Source organism: Agrobacterium sp. 33MFTa1.1, assembly GCF_004328495.1.
Classification (GTDB): domain Bacteria; phylum Pseudomonadota; class Alphaproteobacteria; order Rhizobiales; family Rhizobiaceae; genus Agrobacterium; species Agrobacterium pusense.
The window spans coordinates 2,529,067-2,555,126 of sequence record NZ_CP036358.1 but is presented as its reverse complement, the minus strand read 5'-3'; the positions used below and the strand labels follow the sequence as shown (position 1 = coordinate 2,555,126).

Annotated in this window: 22 protein-coding genes; 13 read left to right on the top strand and 9 right to left on the bottom strand. The window is 59.6% G+C overall.

Annotation, left to right across the window (positions count from 1 at the left end):
* Positions 1-1,266 carry a lytic murein transglycosylase gene (locus EYD00_RS12710; protein ID WP_034496181.1) on the top strand — a complete coding sequence of 422 codons (1,266 nt, stop codon included), beginning with the start codon at positions 1-3 and terminating at the stop codon, positions 1,264-1,266.
* A gap of 163 nt (positions 1,267-1,429) precedes the next feature.
* Here the strand turns inward: EYD00_RS12710 and EYD00_RS12705 are convergent, their stop codons facing one another.
* Positions 1,430-3,058 (bottom strand): MFS transporter, encoded by a 1,629-nt coding sequence (locus tag EYD00_RS12705; protein ID WP_004439071.1) that lies wholly within the window; start codon positions 3,056-3,058, stop codon positions 1,430-1,432.
* A gap of 287 nt (positions 3,059-3,345) precedes the next feature.
* Between EYD00_RS12705 and rimP the strand changes: the two genes are divergently transcribed.
* The 9 genes from rimP (at position 3,346) to EYD00_RS12660 (ending at position 14,631) form a co-directional block, all read left to right on the top strand.
* Positions 3,346-3,942, top strand: a complete 597-nt coding sequence (gene rimP / locus EYD00_RS12700) for a ribosome maturation factor RimP (protein WP_004439068.1) — start codon at positions 3,346-3,348, stop codon at positions 3,940-3,942.
* A 63-nt stretch (positions 3,943-4,005) separates the two neighbouring features.
* Entirely contained in the window at positions 4,006-5,622 is a 1,617-nt protein-coding gene (nusA, locus tag EYD00_RS12695) for a transcription termination factor NusA (protein WP_003524306.1), read from the top strand.
* Positions 5,619-6,320, top strand: coding sequence for an RNA-binding protein (locus EYD00_RS12690; RefSeq protein WP_004439062.1), 702 nt, complete (start codon positions 5,619-5,621; stop codon positions 6,318-6,320). The genes nusA and EYD00_RS12690 overlap by 4 nt, the downstream gene beginning before the upstream one ends.
* Before the next feature lie 102 nt (positions 6,321-6,422).
* Positions 6,423-9,158, top strand: coding sequence for a translation initiation factor IF-2 (infB, locus tag EYD00_RS12685; RefSeq protein WP_004439058.1), 2,736 nt, complete (start codon positions 6,423-6,425; stop codon positions 9,156-9,158).
* A 134-nt stretch (positions 9,159-9,292) separates the two neighbouring features.
* Entirely contained in the window at positions 9,293-9,709 is a 417-nt protein-coding gene (rbfA, locus tag EYD00_RS12680) for a 30S ribosome-binding factor RbfA (RefSeq protein WP_004439055.1), read from the top strand.
* A 3-nt stretch (positions 9,710-9,712) separates the two neighbouring features.
* The gene (gene truB / locus EYD00_RS12675) at positions 9,713-10,660 is read left to right on the top strand and encodes a tRNA pseudouridine(55) synthase TruB (protein WP_004439053.1); all 948 of its coding nucleotides are present in this window, start codon (positions 9,713-9,715) and stop codon (positions 10,658-10,660) included.
* A gap of 181 nt (positions 10,661-10,841) precedes the next feature.
* Positions 10,842-11,111 (top strand): 30S ribosomal protein S15, encoded by a 270-nt coding sequence (gene rpsO / locus EYD00_RS12670; RefSeq protein ID WP_004439050.1) that lies wholly within the window; start codon positions 10,842-10,844, stop codon positions 11,109-11,111.
* A 280-nt stretch (positions 11,112-11,391) separates the two neighbouring features.
* Positions 11,392-13,539, top strand: a complete 2,148-nt coding sequence (gene pnp / locus EYD00_RS12665; protein ID WP_004439047.1) for a polyribonucleotide nucleotidyltransferase — start codon at positions 11,392-11,394, stop codon at positions 13,537-13,539.
* Between the two features lie 75 nt (positions 13,540-13,614).
* Positions 13,615-14,631 carry a class I SAM-dependent methyltransferase gene (locus EYD00_RS12660; RefSeq protein WP_004439044.1) on the top strand — a complete coding sequence of 339 codons (1,017 nt, stop codon included), beginning with the start codon at positions 13,615-13,617 and terminating at the stop codon, positions 14,629-14,631.
* Positions 14,632-14,636: 5 nt separating this feature from the next.
* Here the strand turns inward: EYD00_RS12660 and EYD00_RS12655 are convergent, their stop codons facing one another.
* Entirely contained in the window at positions 14,637-15,581 is a 945-nt protein-coding gene (locus EYD00_RS12655; protein ID WP_004439041.1) for an AEC family transporter, read from the bottom strand.
* A 464-nt stretch (positions 15,582-16,045) separates the two neighbouring features.
* Between EYD00_RS12655 and EYD00_RS12650 the strand changes: the two genes are divergently transcribed.
* The gene (locus EYD00_RS12650) at positions 16,046-17,038 is read left to right on the top strand and encodes an adenosine kinase (RefSeq protein WP_034496189.1); all 993 of its coding nucleotides are present in this window, start codon (positions 16,046-16,048) and stop codon (positions 17,036-17,038) included.
* Here EYD00_RS12650 and EYD00_RS12645 read toward each other — a convergent pair.
* Positions 17,031-17,564 (bottom strand): SH3 domain-containing protein, encoded by a 534-nt coding sequence (locus EYD00_RS12645; RefSeq protein ID WP_034496360.1) that lies wholly within the window; start codon positions 17,562-17,564, stop codon positions 17,031-17,033. The two genes, EYD00_RS12650 and EYD00_RS12645, sit on opposite strands and share 8 nt — an antisense overlap.
* 180 nt (positions 17,565-17,744) lie before the next feature.
* On the opposite strand from EYD00_RS12645, the gene EYD00_RS12640 reads away from it, so the two are divergent.
* On the top strand, positions 17,745-18,749 hold the full coding sequence (locus EYD00_RS12640; protein WP_004439034.1) for a 2-hydroxyacid dehydrogenase: 1,005 nt from the start codon (positions 17,745-17,747) through the stop codon (positions 18,747-18,749).
* Between the two features lie 60 nt (positions 18,750-18,809).
* Here EYD00_RS12640 and EYD00_RS12635 read toward each other — a convergent pair whose 3' ends face one another.
* Genes EYD00_RS12635 through recF form a run of 3 tightly spaced genes read right to left on the bottom strand, consistent with a single transcriptional unit; the run spans position 18,810 to position 21,200 of the window.
* Positions 18,810-19,286 carry a GNAT family N-acetyltransferase gene (locus EYD00_RS12635; protein WP_004439033.1) on the bottom strand — a complete coding sequence of 159 codons (477 nt, stop codon included), beginning with the start codon at positions 19,284-19,286 and terminating at the stop codon, positions 18,810-18,812.
* Complete coding sequence (locus tag EYD00_RS12630) at positions 19,283-20,050, bottom strand: molybdopterin-synthase adenylyltransferase MoeB (protein ID WP_004439030.1); 768 nt, start codon at positions 20,048-20,050, stop codon at positions 19,283-19,285. The genes EYD00_RS12635 and EYD00_RS12630 overlap by 4 nt, the downstream gene beginning before the upstream one ends.
* A gap of 22 nt (positions 20,051-20,072) precedes the next feature.
* The gene (gene recF, locus EYD00_RS12625; RefSeq protein WP_004439028.1) at positions 20,073-21,200 is read right to left on the bottom strand and encodes a DNA replication/repair protein RecF; all 1,128 of its coding nucleotides are present in this window, start codon (positions 21,198-21,200) and stop codon (positions 20,073-20,075) included.
* 152 nt (positions 21,201-21,352) lie between these two features.
* On the opposite strand from recF, the gene EYD00_RS12620 reads away from it, so the two are divergent.
* Entirely contained in the window at positions 21,353-22,465 is a 1,113-nt protein-coding gene (locus tag EYD00_RS12620) for an alpha/beta hydrolase (RefSeq protein ID WP_004439025.1), read from the top strand.
* Positions 22,466-22,490: 25 nt separating this feature from the next.
* Here the strand turns inward: EYD00_RS12620 and nrdF are convergent, their stop codons facing one another.
* From nrdF to nrdI, 3 genes are read right to left on the bottom strand one after another with little or no spacing between them, the layout of a single operon-like run.
* Positions 22,491-23,465, bottom strand: a complete 975-nt coding sequence (gene nrdF, locus EYD00_RS12615; protein ID WP_004439022.1) for a class 1b ribonucleoside-diphosphate reductase subunit beta — start codon at positions 23,463-23,465, stop codon at positions 22,491-22,493.
* A gap of 16 nt (positions 23,466-23,481) precedes the next feature.
* Positions 23,482-25,668 (bottom strand): class 1b ribonucleoside-diphosphate reductase subunit alpha, encoded by a 2,187-nt coding sequence (nrdE, locus tag EYD00_RS12610; RefSeq protein WP_004439020.1) that lies wholly within the window; start codon positions 25,666-25,668, stop codon positions 23,482-23,484.
* Positions 25,656-26,054, bottom strand: coding sequence for a class Ib ribonucleoside-diphosphate reductase assembly flavoprotein NrdI (gene nrdI / locus EYD00_RS12605; RefSeq protein WP_004439016.1), 399 nt, complete (start codon positions 26,052-26,054; stop codon positions 25,656-25,658). The genes nrdE and nrdI overlap by 13 nt, the downstream gene beginning before the upstream one ends.
* Positions 26,055-26,060: the final 6 nt, after the last annotated feature.

Genomic DNA, 26,060 nt, shown 5'->3' with positions numbered 1-26,060 from the left:
ATGCGAAACCGTTTTGCCCCGAAGGCACTGGCTGCCCTTCTTTCCTTTTTTTCAGCAACGACGGCGTTGGCGCAATCGGCACCGACAGGAGCAGCGGCAGCCCGATATGATGCCGAATTTAATGCCTGGCTGAAAAAGGAAATCTGGCCGGAAGCCCGCAAGGCCGGCATTTCACAAAGGACGCTTGAGGCCACGCTCAGCGGTCTCTCCATCAGCTGGAACCTGCCCGATCTCGTCATTCCCGGCCAGAAGCCGCCAAAGGAGCAGAGCCAGAGCCAGGCGGAATTTTCCTCGCCCGGCGCCTATTTCTCGGAAAAGCGGCTGCAGGGTCTTGCCGCCACCGGGCGTTCGCTTGCTTCCACCCACGCGGCGACGCTGCGCCGGATAGAGGCGAAATACGGTGTGCCGGGTGATATCGTCGTTGCGATCTGGGGCCGCGAATCCGGTTTCGGCCGAGCCAAGCTGCCGCATTCCGTCGTCGATGTGCTGGCCACAAAAGCCTATATGTCTACCCGCAAGGAGATGTTTCGCGTCGAGTTGATCGATGCGCTGAAGATCGTCGAGAGTGGCGATATCGCGGCCTCTCGCATGATGGGCTCCTGGGCCGGTGCGCTCGGCCAGCCGCAATTCATGCCGTCGAGCTATCTGAAATATGCCGTGGACTTTGATGGCGACGGCCACCGTGACATCTGGAACTCCGTGCCGGACGCGTTGGCATCCATAGCTAACTATCTTTCTCAGCGCGGCTGGCAACGTAATCGCGACTGGGGTTTCGAAGTCTCGATCCCCGCCAATGTTTCCTGCGCGCAGGAAGGGCCTGATCTCGCACGACCTGTGGCGGACTGGGCGAAAATGGGCATCACACGTATTTCCGGAAAAGCCTTCCCGGCCAATGACCTCTCTGCCGATGGCATGATGCTGGTCCCGGCTGGGCGACACGGGCCGGAATTTGTGGTGACGCCGAATTTCTACGTCATCAAGGAATATAATAATTCCGATCTCTATGCGCTTTTCATCGGCAATCTCGCTGACCGCATCGCCCACGGGGCGGGGCCGTTCAAGGGGGAATGGGGCAATGTCGGATCGATGCTGCGCTCGGATGTTTTAGCGATGCAGAAGGCGTTGGTCGCCAAGGGCTACGATGTCGGCAAGGCAGATGGCCTCGCCGGTTTCAAGACGCGCCGCTCGCTTGGGGACTGGCAGTCGAAAAACGGGCTCGCTCCAACCTGCTTTCCCGATGCGACGTTGAAGGCGAAGCTGAAGTAGCGTTGCTGGCAACGTGTGAAAACCTCTCCTCCGTCATGCTCGGGCCTGTCCCGAGCATCTGCAACCGATTGATTTAATGATAGGTGTTTGGATCCTCGGGACAGGCCCGAGGATGACGGGGAGAGTGTGGGAAGGGCATCGCCACTCACTTACCCATCGTCTCTCAATGCTGATCGGTATGAGGCTTGTGAAAGATATCGTCGGTTGGCGGGATGGTCTGACGTTCGATCATCCGGTGCACCCGTGGCCGCGTCTTGCCGCGGTGAAGCTCCAGCAGCCGGTCCCAGGCCTCTGCATCTGCCTGGGTGCGGCGGTGATTATGGCGGACATATTCCACCCAGGTCGGCACGTGGTAGCTTTCCGTCCAGATGTCGGGGTTTTCGAGATCCCGCATCAGGTTCCAGTTGCGCGCGCCGTCACGAATGCGAATGCGGCGGCGCTCGGCCATCAGCGGCAGGAATTCGCCGAGATCCTCGTCATGGATTTCATAATCGATGAGGATGGCGATGGGGCCGCTGCGCGGCTTGATGTCCAGTCTCAGCGGCGGCTCCACGAAACGGTTGAGCGGATCGAGATTGAGCGAGGCGAAGGCTGGCATGGCGAGTTTGAGGCCGACGACGACACCGAGCAGCATCAGTGCGCAGGAACAGAGCAGCGAATAGGAAATGCCGTAATCTTCCGCCAGCTCACCCCACAGCCAGCTGCCGACCGCAATGCCGCCGAAGGTGAGCGTCTGGTAAAGCGAGAGCGCCCTGCCAACCACCCATCGCGGGGTGGAGAGCTGGACAATGGTATTGAAGAGCGACAGTGCCAGCACCCAGCAGGCGCCGGCAACGGTCAGCACCAGTGACGTGATGATCGCGCTCGTGCTCACCGCCGTTACGCCGGCGCTGAAGGCGAAGCCTAGAAATGCGACGCGCACGATCCATTCGCTGGACAGCACCTCGCGCAATCTCGCGCTGATCAGCGCGCCGCCGATGGCGCCGACGCCGAAGGCACCCAGCATGACGCCATAGGTCAGCGGGCCGCCCTCCACCAGGTCGCGGGCGACGATGGGCATCAAGGCGAGGATGGCGCTGGCGGAAAGGCCGAAAAGGAAGCCGCGCACCAGCACCTTGCCGATATTGGGCGACATCGCCACATAACGCATGCCGGCCGAAATGGCGGCCAGAAGCTGCTCCCGCGGCAGGGTCGAGGCATATTTGGGCGGCTGCCAGCGAAACAGGGCGTAGATCAGCGTGAAATAGCTCAGCGCATTCACGAAAAATGCGGCGGCCGCACCGGCGGCGGCGACGATGATACCGCCGATGGCCGGGCCGACACTGCGGGTAATATTGAAGCCGACACTGTTCAGCGTGACGGCGGCAGGCAAATCCTCGCGCGGCACCATTTCACCGACGGAGGCCTGCCAGGACGGATTGTTGAGGGCCGTGCCACAGCCGATCATAAAGGTAAAGAAAAGCAGCAGCCAGGGCGTGAGCCAGCCGGACCAGGCAAAAACGGTAAGCAGCACGGACGCCGTCAGCATCAGCAGCTGCGCCGAAATCATGATGCGGCGGCGGTCGAAACTATCGGCCAGCGCGCCTGAAATCAGCGAGAACAGCATGATAGGCAAAGAGGTGGAGGCCTGCACCAGCGCGATCATGTTTTCCGAACTGGAGAGCGACGTCATCATCCATGCGGCGCCCACCGCCTGGATCAGTCCGCCGAAATTTGAGGCAAGGCTCGCGATCCAGATTCGTCTGTAAGTCAAATGCCTTAAAGGCGCGAGTGGCGATTTACGGTCAGGCACGCTCTGTCCACTTGATGCAACTGCGATTTATCAAACGGCAACTATAGACAGTGCCGAAAATCATGCCAGCCTTTCCCGCACGGGAAGGGTGAAAATATGGCCGAGGGCGCAGCGGAAGCGAGTCTCCCCGCGAAAACCTTGCAATCCTGCACCGATGGGTCTATATGACCACTGAAATTCTTGATCGCTTGATGAAGAGTGGGGCCGCAAGGCTCCGCTCTTTTTCGTTAGGCGAACCGGAAACAGAGGGCTGAAAGCCCGGCGACAATCCAAAACCGGAAGGCCAGATGGCAGACACCGCACACGAACCGCGACTTATAACCGAAACCGGCATCGACCAGCGTATTGCCGAGATCATCGAACCCGTTCTGACGGGTATGGGCTATGTTCTGGTGCGCGTGCGGCTTTCCAATCAGAACGGCATGACGCTGCAGGTGATGGCGGAACGGGAAGACGGCACGATGACCGTTGAGGACTGTGAAGCCATTTCCATGGCCATTTCACCGGTTCTTGATGTGGAAGATCCGGTCGATAAAGCGTATCATCTTGAAGTTTCCTCGCCCGGCATCGACCGGCCGATGGTTCGCAAATCGGATTTCACCCGTTGGCAGGGCCATCTGGTGAAGGTCGAAACCTCCATTCTGGTCGAGAACCGCAAGCGGTTTCGCGGCAAGATCGTTGAGGTTGATGCTGACGGTTTCAAGCTGGAACGCGACCAGATCGCTTATGGCGAAGAGCCGACAGTCGTTATTCCGTTCACTGCGCTTTCCGATGCGAAGCTCATTCTGACGGACGACCTTATTCGTGATGCGCTGCGGGCAGACAAGGCGGCCAAGGCCGCTGCCGCAAACCAGAACGACGAAAACGAAGCAGACGAAGACTAATTCCAACGTAAAGCCCGGAAAACGGGCGATCCCCGCAATTATGCGACTTACGGAGATAAAAAAATGGCAGTGAGTGCTAACCGGCTTGAGCTTCTGCAGATCGCCGATGCTGTGGCGCGCGAAAAGGTCATCGACCGCGAAATCGTGCTTGCCGCAATGGCCGACGCTATCCAGAAAGCCGCCCGCTCGCGCTATGGTTCGGAAACCAATATCCGCGCCGACATCAACTCCAAGACCGGCGAAATCCGCCTGCAGCGTCTTCTGGAAGTTGTCGAAGCGGCTGAGGACTATTCGACCCAGATCCCGCTGGAGCTTGCCCGCGACCGCAACCCGGACGCCAAGCTCGGCGACTTCATTGCCGATCCGCTGCCACCGATGGATTTCGGCCGTATCGCTGCCCAGTCCGCCAAGCAGGTCATCGTGCAGAAGGTGCGCGAGGCCGAGCGTGACCGCCAGTATGACGAGTTCAAGGACCGTATCGGCGAAATCGTCAACGGCACCGTCAAGCGCGTCGAATACGGCAACGTCATCGTCGATCTCGGCCGTGGCGAAGGCATTATCCGTCGTGACGAGATGATCCCGCGCGAAAACATGCGCTACGGCGATCGCGTACGCGCCTACGTCTACGACGTTCGCCGCGAACAGCGTGGCCCGCAGATTTTCCTGTCGCGTACCCATCCGCAGTTCATGGTGAAGCTCTTCACCATGGAAGTGCCTGAGATCTACGACGGCATCATCCAGATCAAGTCGGTTGCCCGTGATCCTGGCTCACGCGCCAAGATTGCCGTCATCTCGAACGATAGCTCGATCGACCCGGTCGGCGCCTGCGTCGGTATGCGCGGTTCGCGCGTTCAGGCCGTCGTCGGCGAACTCCAGGGTGAAAAGATCGACATCATTCCGTGGAGCCAGGAGCCGGCGTCGTTCATCGTCAACGCCCTGCAGCCGGCGGAAGTCGCCAAGGTCGTTCTGGATGAAGAGTCCGAGCGTATCGAAGTGGTCGTTCCCGACGAGCAGCTGTCGCTCGCCATCGGCCGCCGCGGTCAGAACGTGCGTCTGGCATCGCAGCTGACCGGCTGGGACATCGACATCATGACCGAGCAGGAAGAATCCGAGCGCCGTCAGAAGGAATTCAACGAGCGTACGGCCCTGTTCATGGAAGCGCTCGACGTCGACGAAATGGTCGGCCAGGTTCTGGCTTCGGAAGGCTTCGCGCAGGTTGAAGAACTGGCTTATGTGGATCTCGACGAAATCTCCTCGATCGATGGCTTCGACGAAGACACCGCCGATGAAATCCAGACCCGCGCCCGCGAATATCTGGAACGCCTGGAAGCCGAAATGGACGCCAAGCGCAAGGAACTCGGCGTTTCCGACGAATTGCGCCAGATCGACGGCCTGACCTCGCAGATGATGGTTGCGCTCGGCGAAGACGGCATCAAGACCATCGAAGACTTTGCCGGCTGCGCAGCGGACGATCTCGTTGGCTGGAGCGAGCGCAAGGACGGCGAGACGAAGAAGTTCGAAGGCATCTTCTCCAAGCTCGATGTTTCGCGCGTCGAGGCCGAGAACATGGTGGTGCAGGCTCGCCTTCTGGCAGGCTGGATCACCGCCGAAGAGCTCGCTTCCGAACAGGAAGCCGATGCGGAAGCTGCCGAGGAGGCGGATACCGCCGAGCAGGAATGACATCGCAGGCGCATGAGCCGGACGAGCTGCCCGAGACTGACGATGACGGGCGGATCAAAGGCGACGTCAATGGACGTATGTGCATTGTGACACGGCAGAGCGGATCGCCAGATGAGCTGATCCGCTTCGTCGCAGGCCCGGACGGCGACGTCGTTCCGGACCTGAAACGCCAATTGCCGGGACGCGGCTGCTGGGTGACACCCGAGCGCGCCCTGATCGAGAAAGCCATCGCGAAGAAGCTCTTCGCGCGGGCTCTGAAACGTGACGTCAAGGCCGGGCCTGAGCTTCTCGCTCTTCTCGACCGTCTGATGGCGCAGCATGTGGCTGGCATGATGAACATGGCGCGCAAGGCGGGCCAGTTCATCAGCGGCGCGACGAAGGTCGATGCTGCCGTCCGGTCCGGGAACGCGATCGCCGTGTTTCACGCGACCGACGCTGCGGCCGATGGCGTCAGAAAACTGGACCAGGCCCGCAAGGCCTGGGCACTCGGCAGCGATGCCGGCAATGAAATTCCGTCCTTCCGGCTCTTTAGCGAAGCCGAAATGGACGAGTTGATGGGCCAGAATGCTTTTATCCATGCCTGCGCGCTTGCAGGGCAGGCGGGTGAGGGTGTAGTGAAGCGCGCAACGATGCTTGAGCAGTACCGCAATGGCGGTCGGGCTCATGCGGAACGCGACGCTGCCCGGACAGAACAATGACGCGGTTGCCCGATATGAACGGTCGCCGCGTTCCGATGCAGCAATTGAACGACGAGACCTGATGAACGTCATCCGGTTCTCGTCCGAAGGAACGGGAACGGAATGACCGACAACAACGACGACAAGACACTCAACGCGCCTGCCAAGAAGACTCTTACCCTGAAGCCGGGCGGGATGAATCAGGGCACCGTGCGGCAGGATATGGGTCGAGGTCGCACCAACGCGGTTGTCGTGGAAACACGCAAGCGCCGCCCCATGCGTCCCGAAGACGAGAAGCAGGTACATTCGGCTGCGGCCCCCGCTCCGAAGCCGGCGGCTCCCGCCGCAGCAGCGCCGCGTCCACAGGCTCCGCAGCCACGCATCCACCAGCCCAGCAACCAGCAGCAGCGTCCGGGTTCTTCCCCTTCGCAGCAGCAGCGTCCCGGCTCGTCTGCGCCCCAGCAGCGCCAGCCGGAGCGTCCGCGCGGCAATGTTCTGCATGACCTTTCCGCCGGTGAAATGGAAGCCCGTCGCCGCGCACTGATGGAAGCGCAGGCCCGTGACGTCATTGAAGCCAAGCAGCGCGCCGAAGAAGAGGCTCGCCGCAAGGTGGAAGAAGAACGCCGCATTGCCGCGGAAAAGGAAGAGGCCGCCCGCCGCGCCGCCGAGGAGGCTGAAGCAGCAAAGCTCGCGGCAAGCCAGCCGGCCGCGGAAGCGAAATCCGAACCGGCCGCTGAGAAGCCGGTTTCTGCCGCTCAGCCGGCGCCCCGCGCCGAGGCTCGTCCTCAGCCCGCCGCTGCCCCTGCCCGCCCGGCCACCGAAACCGCCGCTCCGCGCGGTCGCCGCACTGACGGCGACGAGGAGGACGATCGCGGTGCACGCCGTGGTAACCTGCCAGTCCGTGGCAAGGTTGCAGCGCCGGCGCCGGCCAAGCCGGCTGCACGCCTGAAGACAGAAGAAGAACGCCGCCGTGGCAAGCTGACCGTTACCTCGTCCAACCTGGATGAAGACGGTACGCCGCGTGGCCGCTCCATGGCATCCATGCGCCGCCGGCAGGAAAAGTTCCGCCGCAGCCAGATGCAGGAGACCCGTGAAAAGGTAATGCGCGAAGTGATCCTGCCGGAAACCATCACCATTCAGGAACTGTCGCAGCGCATGTCGGAACGTGCCGTCGACGTCATCAAGTTCCTGATGAAGGAAGGCCAGATGATGAAGCCGGGCGACGTGATCGACGCCGATCTGGCGGAACTGATTGCGGTCGAATTCGGCCACACCGTCAAGCGCGTTTCCGAATCCGACGTGGAAGAAGGCATCTTCAACCAGGCGGACGACGAAGGCGAAATGCTGCCGCGTCCGCCCGTCGTGACGATCATGGGTCACGTCGACCACGGCAAGACCTCGCTTCTCGACGCCATCCGTCAGGCGAACGTTGTTGCCGGCGAAGCCGGTGGCATCACCCAGCATATCGGCGCCTATCAGGTCGAGAAGAACGGTCAGAAGATCACCTTCATCGACACCCCCGGCCACGCCGCCTTCACCGCCATGCGTGCCCGTGGTGCGCAGGCGACGGATATCGCCGTTCTGGTGGTTGCCGCAGACGACAGCGTGATGCCGCAGACGATCGAGTCCATCAACCACGCCAAGGCGGCGGGTGTTCCGATCGTCGTTGCGATCAACAAGATCGACAAGCACGAGGCCAACCCTGAAAAGGTTCGCCAGCAGCTTTTGCAGCACGAAGTCTTCGTGGAATCGATGGGCGGTGAAGTTCTTGACGTCGAAGTTTCGGCCAAGAACAAGCTCAACCTCGACAAGCTGCTTGAAGCGATCCTGCTGCAGGCCGAAATCCTTGACCTCAAGGCGGACCCGAACCGCACGGCGGAAGGTACGGTCATCGAAGCCGAGCTCGACCGCGGCCGCGGCGCCGTTGCCACGGTTCTGGTTCAGAAGGGCACGCTGAAGCCCGGCCAGATCATCGTTGCCGGTGATCAGTGGGGCCGTGTGCGCGCGCTCGTCAACGACAAGGGCGAACATGTCAAGGAAGCCGGTCCGGCCATGCCGGTCGAGATTCTCGGTCTTTCCGGGACGCCGTCGGCCGGTGACCGTTTCGCGGTTGTCGAAAATGAAAGCCGTGCTCGCGAGATTTCCGAGTACCGCCAGCGTCTGGCACGCGACAAGGCTGTCGCACGTCAGACCGGCCAGCGCGGTTCGCTGGAACAGATGATGAGCCAGTTGCAGACGTCGGGAATGAAGGAATTCCCGCTGGTCATCAAGGCAGACGTGCAGGGTTCGGTCGAAGCCATTATCGCTTCGCTCGACAAGCTCGGCACCGACGAAGTCCGCGCTCGTATCGTTCATTCGGGTGCTGGTGCCATCACGGAATCGGATATCTCGCTTGCCGAGGCCTCCAACGCCGCAATCATCGGCTTCAACGTTCGCGCCAATGCACAGGCACGTACGGCTTCCGAACGCGCCGGTATCGAGATCCGCTACTACAACATCATCTACGATCTGGTGGATGACGTGAAGGCGGCGATGTCGGGTCTGCTTTCGCCGGAACGTCGCGAGACCTTCCTCGGCAATGCCGAAATCCTCGAGGTGTTCAACATCACCAAGGTCGGCAAGGTCGCGGGTTGCCGTGTCGTCGAAGGCAAGGTGGAACGTGGCGCGGGTGTTCGTCTGGTTCGCGACAACGTCGTCATCCACGAAGGCAAGCTCAAGACTCTCAAGCGCTTCAAGGACGAAGTCAACGAAGTGCCTGTTGGTCAGGAATGCGGTATGGCCTTCGAAAACTACGAAGACATCCGCGCCGGCGACACCATCGAGTGCTTCCGCGTCGAACACATCACGAGAACGCTCTAAAGCATTTCCAGGAAAAGTGGACCCCCGGTTTTCCGTCCGGAAATGCGATAGAACAAAGAGCGTTCTCGCCGCAAAACAGGACTTTACTGTCGGGCGCCGGCTTACCGGCGCTCGCTCCGTTTGAGGCATAACCCATGGCAAAAGCTACATCATCGGCCCCTTCCCAACGCATGCTGCGCGTCGGCGAACAGGTGCGCGCCGCCCTGACCCAGATTCTCCAGCGCGGTGAAGTCCGCGACGATCTGATCGAAAGCACCGTCATTTCCATTTCGGAAGTGCGCATGTCTCCCGATCTCAAGATCGCGACAGCTTACGTGACGCCGCTCGGCGTTGCCGACCACACCGATATCATCACGGCACTCAACCGCCATGCCAAGTTCATGCGCGGCCGCCTCGGCCCGCAGCTCCGGCAGATGAAATACATGCCGGAACTGCGTTTCCGCGACGATACGAGTTTCGACAATTATCAGAAGATCGACGCGCTTCTACGCTCGCCCGAAGTGCAGCGCGATCTTGGACCTTCAAACGAAAAAGACGACGAACAGAACTGAAGCATGTCCAAACCACGCAAACAGCAGAACCGCAAACCCAAGGGCCGTCCGATTTCCGGTTGGCTGATCCTCGACAAGCCGCTCGATTTCGGCTCTACCGAGGCCGTCTCCAAGATCAAGTGGCTGTTCAATGCCCAGAAGGCAGGCCATGCCGGCACGCTTGATCCGCTGGCCTCCGGCATGTTGCCGATCGCGCTTGGTGACGCCACCAAGACCGTGCCTTACGTCATGGACGGCCGGAAAATCTACGAATTCACAGTGACCTGGGGCGAGCAGCGCACGACCGACGATCTGGAAGGCGAAGTGGTCGAATCTTCCGATCAGCGCCCGGACGAGCAGGCGATCCGCGATCTTCTGCCCAATTATACCGGCGTGATCATGCAGACCCCGCCGCAATTCTCCGCTATCAAGATCGCCGGTGAACGCGCTTATGATCTGGCACGTGACGGCGAGACCGTGGAAATTCCCGCACGCGAGGTGGAAATCCATCGCTTGACGTTGCTGGCCTGCCCGGATGCCGATACGGCCCATTTCGAAGTGGAATGTGGCAAAGGCACTTATGTGCGGGCGCTTGCGCGTGACATGGGCCGCGATCTCGGCTGTTTCGGCCATATCTCGGAACTGCGCCGCACCATGGTCGCTCCATTCGGTGAAGACATGATGGTGCCGCTCGAAACGCTCACCGCGCTGGAAGCCGTTGAAGACCGCGACGAGCGGCTGGAAGCGCTGGACGCCTATCTGATCGACACGGCCGAAGCGCTTTCCGCCCTTCCCCGCCTTATTATCAACGACGACCAGGCGCACCGGCTGAAGATGGGCAACCCTATCCTGCTGCGCGGGCGCGATGCGCCGGCCAGCCATCCGGAAGCCTACGCTACGGCGCATGGCAAGCTGGTCGCCATTGGCGAAATCGGCGAAGGCGAGTTTCGCCCGAAGAGGGTTTTCGGCTGAGTCGGACCGTCCCGCGTTTGCTGACGCGTGGCGGAGCGCTGTCAATCGCCTCTTTCCATTGCACCCGGAATAGTTTATAGGCAGCGCCAGCTTGGGCTTTGCCTTCGCTTTTCATGGCCAGAGCTGGACGACATCCCGGCTCTAGGCGTCCCGTTTTCCTTAAAACTGAAAGGATCGTCCGATGTCGATTACTGCAGAGCGTAAAGCCGCCCTCATCAAGGAATATGCAACGAAGGAAGGCGACACCGGTTCGCCGGAAGTTCAGGTCGCAATCCTTACCGAGCGGATCAACAACCTGACCGGTCACTTCAAGGATCACAAGAAGGACAACCACTCGCGTCGTGGCCTTCTGACCCTGGTTTCGAGCCGTCGTTCGCTTCTCGACTATCTGAAGAAGAAGGACGAAGCCCGTTACACCAAGCTGATCGGTGCTCTCGGCATTCGCCGCTAATAAGGTTTCCGGCGGGCTTCTCAACGATGCCCGCCGGTTTTTAATTCCGGCCCTACAGGCCGCATGATTTTCCGGGCGTTTGCCGCAGATGTGGCCCCCGGGGCGATAAGGGTGAACCGGATGGGCCGGTGCCGCCTTTTTCAACCGCAGACCTGTCATGGGGCAGGATTGCCGGATGCTTGCCTGCCCAAGCCTCCCGCTGTCTTGCCCGTGATTGAGTCACAGCGCTGCCACGGCCGGTCACGATGACCGAGCGGGCAGCCACAACCAAGGACAAGATATGTTCAATCAACACTCCGTGGAAATCGAATGGGCAGGCCGCCCGCTGAAGCTCGAGACCGGCAAGGTTGCCCGTCAGGCTGATGGCGCCGTCATCGCAACCTACGGCGAGACCATGGTTCTCGCGACTGTGGTTTCCGCTAAGTCTCCGAAGCCGGGTCAGGATTTCTTCCCGCTCACCGTCAACTATCAGGAAAAGACCTACGCAGCCGGCAAGATCCCCGGTGGTTACTTCAAGCGTGAAGGCCGTCCGAGCGAAAACGAAACGCTGGTCTCGCGCCTGATCGACCGCCCGATCCGTCCGCTCTTCCCTGAAGGTTACAAGAACGACACCCAGGTTGTCGTCACCGTTATCCAGCACGACCTGGAAAACAATCCTGACATCCTCTCCATGATCGCCACATCCGCGGCGCTCACGCTTTCCGGTGTTCCCTTCATGGGCCCGGTTGGCGGCGCGCGCGTTGGCTACATCAACGGCGAATATGTTCTGAACCCGCATCTCGACGAGATGGATGAGTCGGTTCTGGACCTGGTTGTTGCCGGCACGCAGGACGCCGTCCTGATGGTGGAATCGGAAGCCAAGGAACTCAACGAAGACGTCATGCTCGGCGCGGTCATGTTCGGTCACCGCGGTTTCCAGCCCGTTATCGATGCGATCATCAAGCTCGCCGAAGTTGCCGCCAAGGAACCGCGCGAATTCGAACCGGAAGATTTTTCCGCTCTCGAAAACGAGATGCTGGCACTCGCCGAAGCTGAACTGCGCGACGCTTACAAGATTACCGAAAAGGCCGCCCGTTACGCCGCCGTCGACGCCGTCAAGGCTAAGGTGAAGGCGCACTTCCTGCCGGAAGAAGGCGAAGCCAAGTACACGCCGGAAGAAATCGGCGCTGTCTTCAAGCACCTTCAGGCCAAGATTGTTCGCTGGAACGTTCTCGACACCAAGAGCCGCATCGACGGCCGCGACCTGTCGACCGTTCGCCCGATCGTTTCCGAAGTCGGCATTCTGCCGCGCACGCACGGTTCGGCGCTCTTCACCCGCGGTGAAACCCAGGCGATCGTTGTTGCGACCCTCGGCACCGGCGAAGACGAGCAGTATGTCGACAGCCTCACCGGCATGTACAAGGAACGCTTCCTGCTGCATTACAACTTCCCGCCCTACTCGGTCGGTGAAACAGGCCGCATGGGCTCTCCGGGCCGTCGTGAAATCGGCCACGGCAAGCTCGCATGGCGCGCTATCCGTCCGATGCTGCCGACTGCCGAACAGTTCCCCTACACGCTGCGCGTCGTTTCCGAAATCACCGAATCCAACGGCTCCTCGTCGATGGCAACGGTCTGCGGCACCTCGCTTGCACTGATGGACGCAGGCGTTCCGCTTGCCAAGCCGGTTGCCGGTATCGCCATGGGCCTCATCCTCGAAGGCGACCGTTTCGCGGTTCTGTCCGACATCCTCGGTGACGAAGACCACCTCGGCGACATGGACTTCAAGGTCGCAGGTACGGCTGACGGCATCACCTCGCTGCAGATGGACATCAAGATCGCCGGTATCACCGAAGAGATCATGAAGATCGCTCTGGAGCAGGCACAGGGTGGCCGCAAACACATTCTCGGCGAAATGGCCAACGCCATCACCGAGAGCCGCGGTCAGCTCGGCGAATTTGCGCCGCGCATCGAAGTGATGAACATCCCGGTCGACAAGATCCGTGAAGTCATCGGCTCCGGCGGCAAGGTCATTCGCGAAATCGTCGAAAAGACCGGCGCGAAGATCAACATCGAAGACGACGGCACCGTCAAGATCGCTTCTTCTTCCGGCAAGGAAATCGAAGCGGCCCGCAAGTGGATCCACTCCATCGTTGCGGAACCGGAAGTCGGCGCCATCTATGAAGGCACGGTTGTCAAGACCGCCGACTTCGGCGCTTTCGTCAACTTCTTCGGCGCCCGTGACGGCCTCGTCCACATCTCGCAGCTCGCTTCCGAGCGTGTTGCCAAGACCTCGGACGTCGTCAAGGAAGGCGACAAGGTCTGGGTCAAGCTGATGGGCTTTGACGAGCGTGGCAAGGTTCGCCTGTCCATGAAGGTTGTCGACCAGGAGACCGGCAAGGAAATCGTTGCCGACAAGAAGAAGGAAGACGGTGAAGCCGCTGCCGAATAAGGCCGCGCCACCAGATCCTGTCGAGGCGCGGGTTTTGCCCGCGCCTTTTTTCTATTCTACCGTGAGGATGCTCCCATGAGCCGTGACGCCGTAAAAACCCTTTTCCATCCCTTTGCCTCTGACATGCTTGCCATGCCGAAAGACGGCGAACGCGTTCTTTTTCTGGGAGCAGAGGCGGGTCCGCGGCTCGACGGTTTCGACGCGGAGATCGCCGCGGTTCAGCATCTTCGGCCGCTCTATCGCGCTCTTGAAGCTCAGGGTGCAAAGGTCACTCCGGATATTTCGGGCGAAGATTACGATGCGGCGCTGCTGCTTTGCGGCAAACACCGCGGCGAAAATGAAAACCGTGTCGCTGAAGCGCTTTCCCGGGTGAAGGCCGGCGGCCTGATCGTCGCAGCCGGATCGAAGGAGGACGGTATTCTGACGCTGCGTAAGACGCTGACAAAGCTCGGTATCGAGGCGGACTCGACGCCGAAATATCACGGCGTTGCCCTGTGGTTCAAACGGCCGGACGATATCTCTGCCGTCGTGTCGAAACTTGCTCAGAAGCCCGTGACGGTGGAAGGCCGCTTCACCGCCCTGCCCGGCATGTTCTCACATGACCGCGTGGACGATGGTTCGGAACTGCTCGCATCGCGCCTGCCGACCGATTTCGACGGCAATGCTGCCGATTTCGGCGCCGGCTGGGGTTACCTCTCCATCATGCTGGCGGAAAAATCGCCGCGCACGGCCCGTATCGATCTGTTCGAAGCGGATTGGAATGCGCTCGAATTCGCCAAGACCAATCTTCTCGAAAACAACCCTCGCCTGACGGCGCGTTTCTTCTGGCAGGATCTGGCAAACGAGCCGCCGAAGGAGAAATACGACCTCATCATCATGAACCCGCCTTTCCATTCAAGTGGACAGGCGGCGGAGCCGGCGCTGGGTCAGGCCTTCATCAAGGCCGCGGCCGGGGCGCTGCGCAGCGGTGGCAAGTTGCTGATGGTCGCCAATCGCGGCCTGCCCTATGAGCCGGTGTTGGCAGCAGAATTCCGCACCAGCACGGAAGTATGCCGAAATGCCCGCTTCAAGATTCTGAGCGCTCAGAAGTAAGAAAATCAGCTCAATAGCCAGGCCCATAGCGACACGGAAAGGACACCGGTCGCCGTGGATATGCTGATGGTTGAGGCCGCAACGCTGTGGCCGATGCCGAAACGGTTGGCGATGAGCCAGGCATTCACGCCCGTTGGCACCGACGAGGTGAGGACAAGCGCCGCCGTCCATTCACGGCTTAGCCCGAGTACGTGGCCCATGGCCCAGACACAGGCTGGCAGGAGCAGCAGTTTAAAAAAAGTCATGGTGACGGCAATGCCCATATTGCCGCGGATGGTGTATTTCGTCAGGGCCATGCCCAGCGAGATCAGGGCTGCGGGTCCTGCCATGGAGGCGATCTGATCCACCACTGTTTTCAGGACTGGCGTCAGCGCCAGACCGGAAACATTGGTCGAAAGCCCTATGACGAGGCCAATCACAAGAGGATTGGTGACGAGATTTCTGCCGACCTGCTTGAAGACCGCGGCCGTGCTGCGCTTTTCTCCACCGATTGCCTTGTGCGTTGCATTTTCCATCAGGATCGTGCCGGCGATCATCATGACCGGCAGGTGGATGGCGAGCAGGATGGAAAGGGCAACCAGCCCTTCGTCGCCCACGGAGCGACCGACAAGAGGCAGGCCAATGAAGATATTATTCGCAAAGGCCGAGGAGATGCCGGCAATGACGGCGATGCGGACATCCTGCTTGAACACATGGCGGGTGACGATATGCCCGACTGTCCAGGTGACGGCCACGCCAGCAAAATAAGTGAGCCAGAGCCGGAACGGCGAGGCACCGTGGAAATTCGCTTCCGCAAGGGTGCGGAAAATCAAGGTCGGCACGGCGATCTTGAAGACGAAGTCGCTCAAGATCTCTCCTGCGTCTGCCCGGAAGAGGCCAGCTCTCACGGTCAGCCAGCCGATCAGGATGAGAATGAAAATCGGGGCGACATTCGCGGCAACGGCAGACATGGAGGGAAAGCTTTCGCGGCTTTTGCGGGAGGATACTCCGCTTTAGAGCCTTTTCGGCCGGAATGGAATCCGAAAACGCTTCATGTTCCGGTTTTAATCGCGGCATGGAAGGCTGGGCAGCCTTCGCACCACATCTACCGGGCGGGCGTGCGGCCCATGCGATGGTGACGTCTGCCTAAAAGAAAAAGCGGGGTCTCCCCCGCCTTTTATGTCCGTTATATGCCGCCAGTACATCCGTGGCGGAGATAACGGTTGAGCCAGAAGACCTCATGTCTTCCACTTCGGTACGCATTCACACACCTCTGCTCTGGTCGCAGAGATAGCTTAACCATATTACAGGCAAATGACGCGTTTTCTTCTTTCGCGCAGAACCGCATATTTCCGCTTTAGGCTTTTCTTGCCGCCAGAAATGTTTAAGACCTTTGAAAAAAAGACGCACACCCCGTGCGAACCGGATAGGGCCAATGACGAAATTTGACGTACTGACTGTCGGCAATGCCATCGTCGACATCATTTCCCGCTGCGATGACCGCTTTCTCAACGACAATGCCATTACCAAAGGGGCGATGAACCTCATAGACGCAGAACGGGCAGAGCTGCTTTATTCGCTGATGGGGCCGGCTCTCGAAGCCTCCGGCGGCAGCGCTGGCAATACGGCGGCGGGTGTGGCGAATTTCGGCGGCAAGGCTGCCTATTTCGGCAAGGTGGCGGAAGACCAGCTCGGCGAAATCTTCCAGCACGACATCCGCGCTCAGGGCGTTTATTTCGAAACCAAGCCGCAAGGCACCTTTCCGCCAACGGCCCGTTCGATGATCTTCGTGACCGAAGATGGCGAGCGTTCGATGAACACCTATCTCGGCGCCTGCGTCGATCTGGGCCCTGAGGATGTGGAAGATGACGTGGTGGCGCAGACCAAGGTCACCTATTTCGAGGGTTATCTGTGGGATCCGCCGCGCGCCAAGGATGCGATCCGCGAATGCGCCCGCATTGCTCATGAAAACGGCCGCGAAGTTTCCATGACGCTTTCCGACAGTTTCTGCGTCGGCCGTTACCGTGAGGAGTTTCTCGATCTGATGCGCTCCGGCACAGTGGATATCGTTTTCGCCAACAAGCAGGAAGCGCTTTCCCTTTATGAAACCGACGACTTCGAGCTTGCGCTGACCAGGATCGCCGCCGACTGCAAGATCGCGGCGGTGACGATGAGCGAAGAAGGCGCGGTTATCCTGCGCAGCACGGAACGCGTGAAGGTGGATGCCTATCCGGTGCATGACGTGGTCGACACGACGGGTGCGGGCGATCTTTTCGCCGCCGGCTTCCTGTTCGGTTATACGCAGGACCGGTCGCTCGAAGATTGCGGCAAGCTTGGCTGCCTTGCGGCTGCCGCTGTCATTCAGCAGGTCGGGCCTCGTCCCATGTCATCGCTGAAGGCGCTTGGCGAGAAGCACGGCCTTATTTAAAGGCTTCACCCGGGTAAGCACCCCAGATTTCGCCCTGCGAAACCCAGCCCGAGGCCTGACCGGCCTCGGCGCGACACCAGTCCCCATTGCATTCGCCGATCCTGAAGACCACGCCCGGCTCAAGTCGTGCCACAACGGCAGCGCCCGACTGCGCTTCACGGCGCATGTTCACATAAACTTCCTTGCCCTTGCCCCGCATCCAGGGGGCTGCTACGGCCGTGCGCTCACCGGAGAGAAGGGCCTGGTTGACCCAGCCTTCCGTCCCATCGGCATCACGGATGCGCCGCCAGTTTTCATATTCCTGGATGATCTCCACCGGCATCCCCGATTTCAGATACATCCATGACACGGCGTAATCCGTGCTCGGACCGATGCGCATGTTCACGCGTTTGGATTTCAGGCTGACGAAACGCGGCAGCGGCAGGCCGCTGGCGCCTTTCGCGGCGCCCTGCGCCATGGCGTCGGTTGCCGCACCGAGGAGGCCCAAAGACAATGCAATGCAAACAATAGAAACCACACTGCGCATGCCCATTTCCGTTTCCCGCCTTCTGCAAACCGGATGATATTTAAGGAGGCTCGTTTCCACATGCCTCAAGCTTCAGCGAGTTTTGTTTGTCTTCGCCGGTGGGTCTGGTAGAAACGCCCTAATTGAAAGAAATTATCGCTCTTTCTGGTTAATGACTTCTGAACAAGGCAGCGGCAAACGATGACCCCCAAGAAGAGACCGACAGTCTATATCACCCGCAAATTGCCTGATGTCGTCGAAACCCGAATGCGCGAACTTTTCGACGCAGAACTCAATATCGATGACACCCCGCGCAGCGAGGAAGAACTGGTCGCCGCCATGCAGCGGGTGGACGTGCTGGTGCCAACGGTCACCGATCGCATTACCGCCCCGATGATCGAGCAGGCTGGACCGCAGCTGAAGCTGATCGCGAGTTTCTCCAACGGCATCGACCATGTGGATGTGGACGCCGCGGCCCGCAAGGGCATCACCGTGACGAACACGCCCAACGTACTGACCGAGGACAGCGCCGATATCACCATGGCGCTGGTGCTGGCCGTACCGCGCCGCATGATCGAGGGCACACGCGTCCTTGCCAATGGCGCGGATGAGTGGCTCGGCTGGTCACCAACCTGGATGCTGGGACGGCGCATTTCCGGCAAGCGTATCGGTATTGTCGGGATGGGCCGCATCGGCACCGCGGTGGCACGGCGCGCCAAGGCTTTCGGGCTTTCCATTCACTATCACAACCGCAAACGCGTCAATCCGGCGACGGAGGCGGAGCTCGAAGCGACCTATTGGGACAGTCTCGACCAGATGCTCGCGCGGGTGGACATCGTTTCGGTCAACTGCCCCTCGACGCCCGCGACCTATCACCTTATTTCCGCCCGGCGGCTCGCGCTGATGCAGCCGACGAGCTACATCGTCAATACCGCGCGGGGCGACATCATCGATGAGGCAGCGATGATCCAGTGCCTGCGCGAGGGCAAGATCGCCGGCGCTGGACTGGATGTCTACGAGAACGAGCCTGCGGTGAACCCCAAGCTCATCAAGCTTGCCAAGGAAGGCAAGGTGGTGCTGCTTCCACATATGGGTTCAGCGACAATCGAAGGCCGCATCGAGATGGGTGACAAGGTCATCATCAATATACGCACGCTGTTCGATGGTCACCGCCCGCCGAACCGGGTGTTGCCCGGGCGAAACTGAAACAGAGGCCCGAAGATCGGACCTCCCGGTTCTTGTCAATCGCGCCGGAGGGGAGTCGCTTCAGCCGAGGATCTTGGTCATCTCGATCGAGGTCGTGCGATCATATCCCGCATGGGCATTTTCTGCCGTCTTGACGAAACCCCAAGCCCCGAACTTTGCATGATTGGCGACAAGCTCAATCCGGGTTTCCAGCCGTAGCGCCGGCAGCGCCAGTTCACGGGCCAAGGCCTCGGCTTGCGCCAGTAACATTTTACCGATGCCCTTTCCCTGCGCTTTCGGGGAAACGCACAATTTGCCGACGTAAAGACAGGATGGCGGCTCCGGCCTGCAGAAAAGGCAGCCCAGCAGGTCATTCCCGTCCAAAACCACGAAAGCAATCTCCGCCCTTGCCTTTTCGGCGAGATTTTCAGGCGTCAGGCGATGGGCTGAAGATGGTGGGTCGATGACGCCATCCATGTAAGCGAAGGACGTCATGATAAGCGCCAGCAATTCATGCCAGCGGTCGAAGTCGTCGCCAATTCTTTTGATTTCCATCATGTTTTCTTTGTCCCTTGACGCCGCTTGTATCGCACCGTTTCGAAACGCGCCGACAGGGCGTCATAGAGGAGCAGACGGCCAATCAGCGGTTCGCCGGCACCGGTGATCAGCTTGATCGCCTCCATGGCCATCAGCGTGCCGATAACGCCGGTCAGCGCGCCGACAATCCCTGTTTCCGCACAATTCGGGATGAGCCCCTGCGGCGGCGGCTCGGGAAACAGGTCACGATAGCCGGGCAGCAACGTGCCGTCGGCATTTGTTTCATAGGGCTTCAGCACCGTCACAGAACCATCAAAACGGCCAACGGCGCCCGTCACCAGCGGCCTTTTTGCCGTTTCCGCCGCGTCCGCTGCGGAATATCGAGTGTCGAAATTGTCCGATCCGTCAATCAGGAGATCGAAAGATTGCAAATGATCATGCGCCCAGACCTGCGAAAAGCGGTCTTCGTACACGATTGTACGCACATGAGGGTTAAGGCGAACGATGGCCTTTCGGGCACTTTCCGTCTTCTGCTCGCCAATCGTCCCGCTATCGTGGATCACCTGGCGCTGAAGGTTGGAGAGAGACACGACGTCATCGTCGATCATGCCGAGTGTGCCGACGCCGGCGGCGGCTAGATAATGAAGCACCGGCGCACCGAGACCACCCGCCCCGATGACCAGCACGCGCGCGGCCTTCAGCCGTTGCTGGCCTGCACCGCCGATTTCCGGCAGCAGGATATGGCGTTTGTAGCGTTCTATTTCTTCCGGGCTCAGCGGGTCCATGTCGCACTCCCTCTCTTTGCCTTCATACGGTGATGCTCCCGTGGGATACATTGAAGAATTGTGCCCGCTCCCCAAGGGCGGAGAACATGGCCGCATCCGTTCCAGTCATGAAACTCTGTCCCCCCAGCGCGTGGATGAGATCGAACAATGCCGCCCGCCTGCCCTCGTCCAGATGAGCGGCAATCTCGTCCAGCAGCAGAACCGGTGCGTAACCCGTCATGTTGGCGGTCAGCTGCGCATGCGCGAGCACCAGCCCCACCAGCAGCGCCTTCTGCTCCCCCGTCGAACAGCGTTCGGCTTCCATGTCCTTTTCCGCATGCCGCACGAAGAGATCGACACGGTGCGGCCCATCAAGCGTGCGCCCGGCGGCGGCGTCCCGGTAGCGACCTTCACGCAGCATCAAGCCATATTCGTCTTCCAGATCGACGGCGGGACGGTTCAGGCCATCATCCATAAAGCCGGAAAGCGACAGCGTCGCAGAGGGGAAGGCCGCATCGCCCGTCCGCCCTTCGATCAAACTCCGGAGCAGGCCGAGCATCTCATAACGGGCAACCGCCATGGAGATGCCGAGTTCAGCCATCTGCTTTTCGATACCATCCAGCCAGACCGGATCAAAACGGCCCTCGGAAAGCAGTCTGTTACGCCCACGCATAGCTTTGTCAAAATCGCTGGCGCGTCGACCATGGGCGGGATCAAGCGATAGCACAAGTCGGTCAAGGAAACGCCGGCGGTCAGACGATGAGCCTGTAAAAAGGCCGTCCATGGCGGGGGTGAGCCACAGGACGCGCAGATGGTCGGTCAATTCATCGACGGATTTGACTGCCGTGCCGTTCAGCCGCAGCCGGCGCGACACCACCTCGCCATCGCCTTCAATCCCCGTGCCGATCGCGACCTCGCCATCCATGCCATCGACATCTGCGAAAATCGAAAAGCCGGTAGCTTGCGCACCCACGCGCGTGACGTCGGACAGAACCGCGCGGCGAAGTCCGCGTCCGGGCGACAGAAACGACACCGCCTCCAGAAGGTTGGTCTTGCCGGACCCATTGTCGCCGGTCAGCACCACATGGCGGTCATCCAGGGAAAGCGATGCCGCCGCGTAGTTGCGGAAGTCCGTGAGTTTCAGTCGGGAAAGCGAGACCTTGTTCGTCATGGTTACGGCCTAAAACGAAGCTGCCCCAATGGCAAGGCGGCTCTTGTCCATGTTTATTGCCTAGCGCCGAAACCATGCGAATTATTCAGTAGTGGCAACTTTTTTAGCGGGCGGCTATTTATAGCCGGTTCGTTATCACCGGTAACTCTTCCATGCGTCTCCTCCTGCCTCTTTTTATCATGCTCGGTCTTCTTTCCTCCTGCGCCGGACGGCCGGGAGCGGACGTGCTGCAAGCGGTCGACACCAGGGCGAAGGATGCCAAAATCGTGACCGCCTATGTGGCAAGCACGCGCGAAAAAAGCGAGGAGGCCAAAAAGGGCTTCAGTGCGCTCAGAGCGGCCGAACCGAATTATGCCCGCTTCGACATTTCGATACCGCCCACCCACAAGAGTGGAAACATTGAGTGGTCGACCGGCAAACCCGACGCGAAGAAGGATTTTGTCGTCACACAGGCGCAGATGTTGAGCAAGGCTCGTTTCAACGATGACCTCGGAGATATCACCCGCTCCGGCAAGCAGATCGCGCTTTTCGTGCATGGCTATAATTACAGCTATCAGGAAGCGCTTTTCCGGGCAGCGCAGATGGCAGCCGATGCCAATCTGGATGGTGTGCCGCTGGTATTTGCCTGGCCCTCGCAGGCGAATGTCGCCGGCTACGTTGCCGACAAGGAATCGGCGACCTACTCCCGTGACGCACTCGCCAATCTGCTGACAGACCTCACACGCCGTTCTCCACGCAAGAACATTGTCGTTTTCGGCCATAGCATGGGCGGCTGGCTGGTCATGGAAGCGCTACGCCAATTGCGTTTCGAGGGGCGAAGCGACGTTATTGCCAAGCTGCAGGTGGTTCTTGCCGCGCCCGACATCGATGCCGATGTCTTCCGCAAACAGATCGAGGTGGTTGGCCGGCTCAACCCGCCGCTCACCGTTCTGGTTTCCAAGGACGACCGCGCCCTGAAAGCCTCCTCCATACTGGGCGCAGACGTCACGCGGATCGGCGCACTTGACGTCACGGATTCGAAGGTGCAGGACGCCGCCCTCAAGGAGGGCGTTCAGTTCGTGGATATTTCCAAGCTGAAGGCGTCGGACCCGCTCAACCACGACCGCTATGCTGCTTTGGCGTCACTCGTGCCGCAGCTGGAGGCAAGCCGCAACGGCAATGGACAAAACGGCATCGGCCGTGCGGGCGCTTTCGTGTTCGATGCTATCGGCGCGACCGTATCGAGCCCCTTCCGGCTTGCCAGCCAGGTGGTGAACCCGCAGTAAAAATACTGCGGGTTACCCGAAGGTTTCAGAAGTCCCAGTCTTCGTCCTCGGTCGCGACCGCCTTGCCGATGACGTAGGACGAGCCGGAGCCGGAGAAGAAGTCGTGGTTCTCATCTGCATTGGGCGAGAGCGCTGAAAGGATCGCCGGATTGACCCGGCAAGCCTCGGCGGGAAACAGTGCCTCGTAACCCAGGTTCATCAGAGCCTTGTTTGCATTGTAATGCAGGAACTGCTTGACGTCCTCGGTCAGGCCGACTCCGTCATAGAGGTCCTCGGTATATTTCGCCTCGTTGTCGTAAAGCTCAAGAAGCAGGTCGAAGGCGAAATCCTTGATCTCCTGCCTTTCGTTTTCATTAAGGCGGTCTACCGCCCTTTGGAACTTGTAGCCGATATAATAGCCGTGCACGGCCTCGTCGCGGATGATCAGGCGGATCAGGTCCGCCGTGTTGGTAAGCTTGGCGCGGCTTGACCAGAACATCGGCAGATAGAAGCCGGAATAGAACAGGAAGCTCTCCAGAAACACGCTGGCGATCTTTTTCTTCAGCGGATCGCCGCTGTCATATTCCCGCATGATCAGCGCGGATTTGCGCTGCAGGAACTCGTTTTCCTCCGACCAGCGATAGGCATCATCGACGTCAGGCGTGAGGCACAGCGTCGAGAAGATCGATGAATAGGAACGGGCGTGCACCGCCTCCATGAATGAGATATTCGAGAGTACCGCCTCCTCATGCGGTGTTGCCGAATCCGCCATCAGGCGCACCGCGCCGACGCCGTTCTGGATTGTGTCCAGCAATGTCAGGCCGGTGAAGACACGGATCGTCAGTTTCTGCTCCTCGGGCCTCAGTGTTCCCCAGGAGGGGATGTCGTTGGAAAGCGGCACCTTTTCCGGCAGCCAGAAATTCGAGGTCAGGCGGTTCCAGACTTCCAGGTCCTTGTCGTCCTCGATGCGGTTCCAGTTGACCGCGCGGATGCGGGACACAGGTTTTACGGCGATGTTCATTGTCTTGTCCCTCAAATCAGAGCGTGCAGGAAACGCAGCCCTGAACCTGCGTGCCTTCCAGCGCCATCTGGCGCAAACGGATGTAGTAGATGGTCTTGATGCCCTTCTTCCAGGCATAAATCTGTGCCCGGTTGATGTCGCGGGTCGTGGCCGTATCACGGAAGAACAGCGTCAGAGACAGGCCCTGATCGACATGCTGGGTAGCCGCCGCATAGGTGTCGATGATCTTTTCAGGGCCAATCTCATAGGCATCCTGGTAATACTCGAGATTGTCGTTCGAGAGATAAGAAGCCGGGTAATAAACTCGGCCGATCTTGCCCTCTTTACGGATTTCAATCTTCGAAACGATCGGATGAATGGAGGATGTGGAGTGGTTGATATAGGAGATCGAGCCTGTCGGCGGCACGGCCTGAAGGTTCTGGTTATAGAGGCCTGATGCCATGACCTCCTGCTTCAAGACCTTCCAGTCTTCCTGGGTCGGAATGGCGATACCGGCCTTTTCGAACAAGTCGCGGACCTTCTCCGTCGCGGGCAACCATTCCCGGTCGGTATATTTGTCGAAATATTCGCCCGAGGCATATTTGGAGTTTTCAAAGCCCTTGAAGCTCTGGCCTCTTTCCACCGCCAGCCGGTTGCTGGCGCGGATAGCGTGATACGTCACGGTGTAGAAATAGATATTGGTGAAATCTATGCCTTCCTCCGAGCCATAAAAGATGCGCTCGCGCGCCAGATAACCGTGCAGGTTCATCTGACCGAGCCCGATGGCATGGCTTTCGTCATTTCCCTTTTCAACAGACGGAACGGAGGAGATGTGGCTCATGTCCGCCACCGCCGTCAGTGCCCTGATGGAGGTTTCAATGGTCTTGCCGAAATCGGCCGAATCCATTGCCGCGGCGATATTCAATGAACCGAGATTGCAGGAAATATCCTTGCCCATGTGACTATAGGAGAGATCGGCGTTGAACGCGCTCGCTTCGCTGACCTGCAGGATTTCCGAGCAGAGATTGCTCATGCTGATGCGACCGGCAATCGGATTGGCGCGGTTCACCGTATCCTCAAACATGATGTAGGGATAACCGCTCTCGAACTGGATTTCGGCGATCACCTGGAAGAATTCGCGCGCCTTGATCTTCTTCTTGCGGATGCGGCTGTCGGCGACCATCTCGTGGTATTTTTCCGTCACCGAGATTTCGGTGAAGGGCACGCCGTAGACCCGCTCCACATCATAGGGAGAGAACAGATACATATCCTCGTTGTTGCGGGCGAGCTCGAAGGTGATGTCGGGGATGACGACGCCGAGCGACAGGGTCTTGATGCGGATTTTTTCGTCGGCGTTTTCACGCTTGGTATCGAGGAAACGCATGATGTCGGGGTGGTGGGCATGCAGATAGACAGCACCCGCACCCTGGCGGGCGCCGAGCTGGTTGGCATAGGAAAACGAATCTTCCAGCAGCTTCATCACGGGTATGACACCGGAGGACTGGTTTTCGATCTGTTTGATCGGCGCGCCAGCCTCGCGAATATTGGTCAGTGAAAGGGCAACGCCGCCACCGCGCTTGGAGAGCTGCAGCGCCGAATTGATGGAGCGGCCGATGCTTTCCATATTGTCTTCCACGCGCAGCAGGAAACAGGAGACCAGCTCGCCGCGGCTCTTCTTGCCCGCGTTCAGGAACGTCGGGGTCGCCGGCTGGAAGCGGCCGGAAATGATCTCGTCGACCAGATTGCGTGCCAGCTGCTCATCACCGCGCGCAAGGGAAAGCGCCACCATGCAGACGCGATCCTCGTAACGCTCCAGATAACGTTTTCCGTCGAAGGTCTTCAGCGTGTAGGAGGTGTAATATTTGAACGCACCGAGGAAGGTCGGAAAGCGAAACTTCCGGGCATAGGCCTCGTCATAGAGGTCACGAACGAAATTGAAGGAATACTGGTCCAGCACCTCCTGTTCGTAGTAACCCTCCGCTACCAGATAATCGAGCTTTTCCCTGAGGTTATGGAAAAACACCGTGTTCTGGTTGACGTGCTGGAGGAAATATTGACGGGCAGCAAGACGATCCTTGTCGAGCTGGATTTTTCCGTTCTCGTCATAAAGGTTCAACATCGCGTTCAGCGCGTGGTAGTCCAGGCCTGCATCGAGCGGCGTCTGGCTTGCGGCTGTTGGCTGTTTGGTGTCCTTGCGCAGCGTGCTAGCGGTCAGCGTGTCCAAAATCGTTCCAATCCATGTTTGACGTTGGCGACATCCTCCTCAGTGCCGAGAAGCTCGAAGCGATAGAGAAACGGCACTGCGCATTTGCGCGAGACGATGTCTCCGGCGGATGCGAAAGCTGCGCCAAAATTGGTGTTTCCCGCCGCGATGACGCCGCGAATGAGATTGCGGTTGGAGGGTTCGTTTAAAAACCGGATGACCGGCTTCGGCACGGCACCCTTGGTGCCGCCGCCGCCATAGGTGGGTGTGACGAGCACATAGGGTTCCGACACCTGAGGCACGTCATCCTCAGCGCCGAGCGGCAGGCGAAGCAACCGCCGCCCCAGTTTCAGAAGGAAACGATGGGTGTTTTCGGAACGACTGGAATAATAGACGATCAGACCCATCGCCTG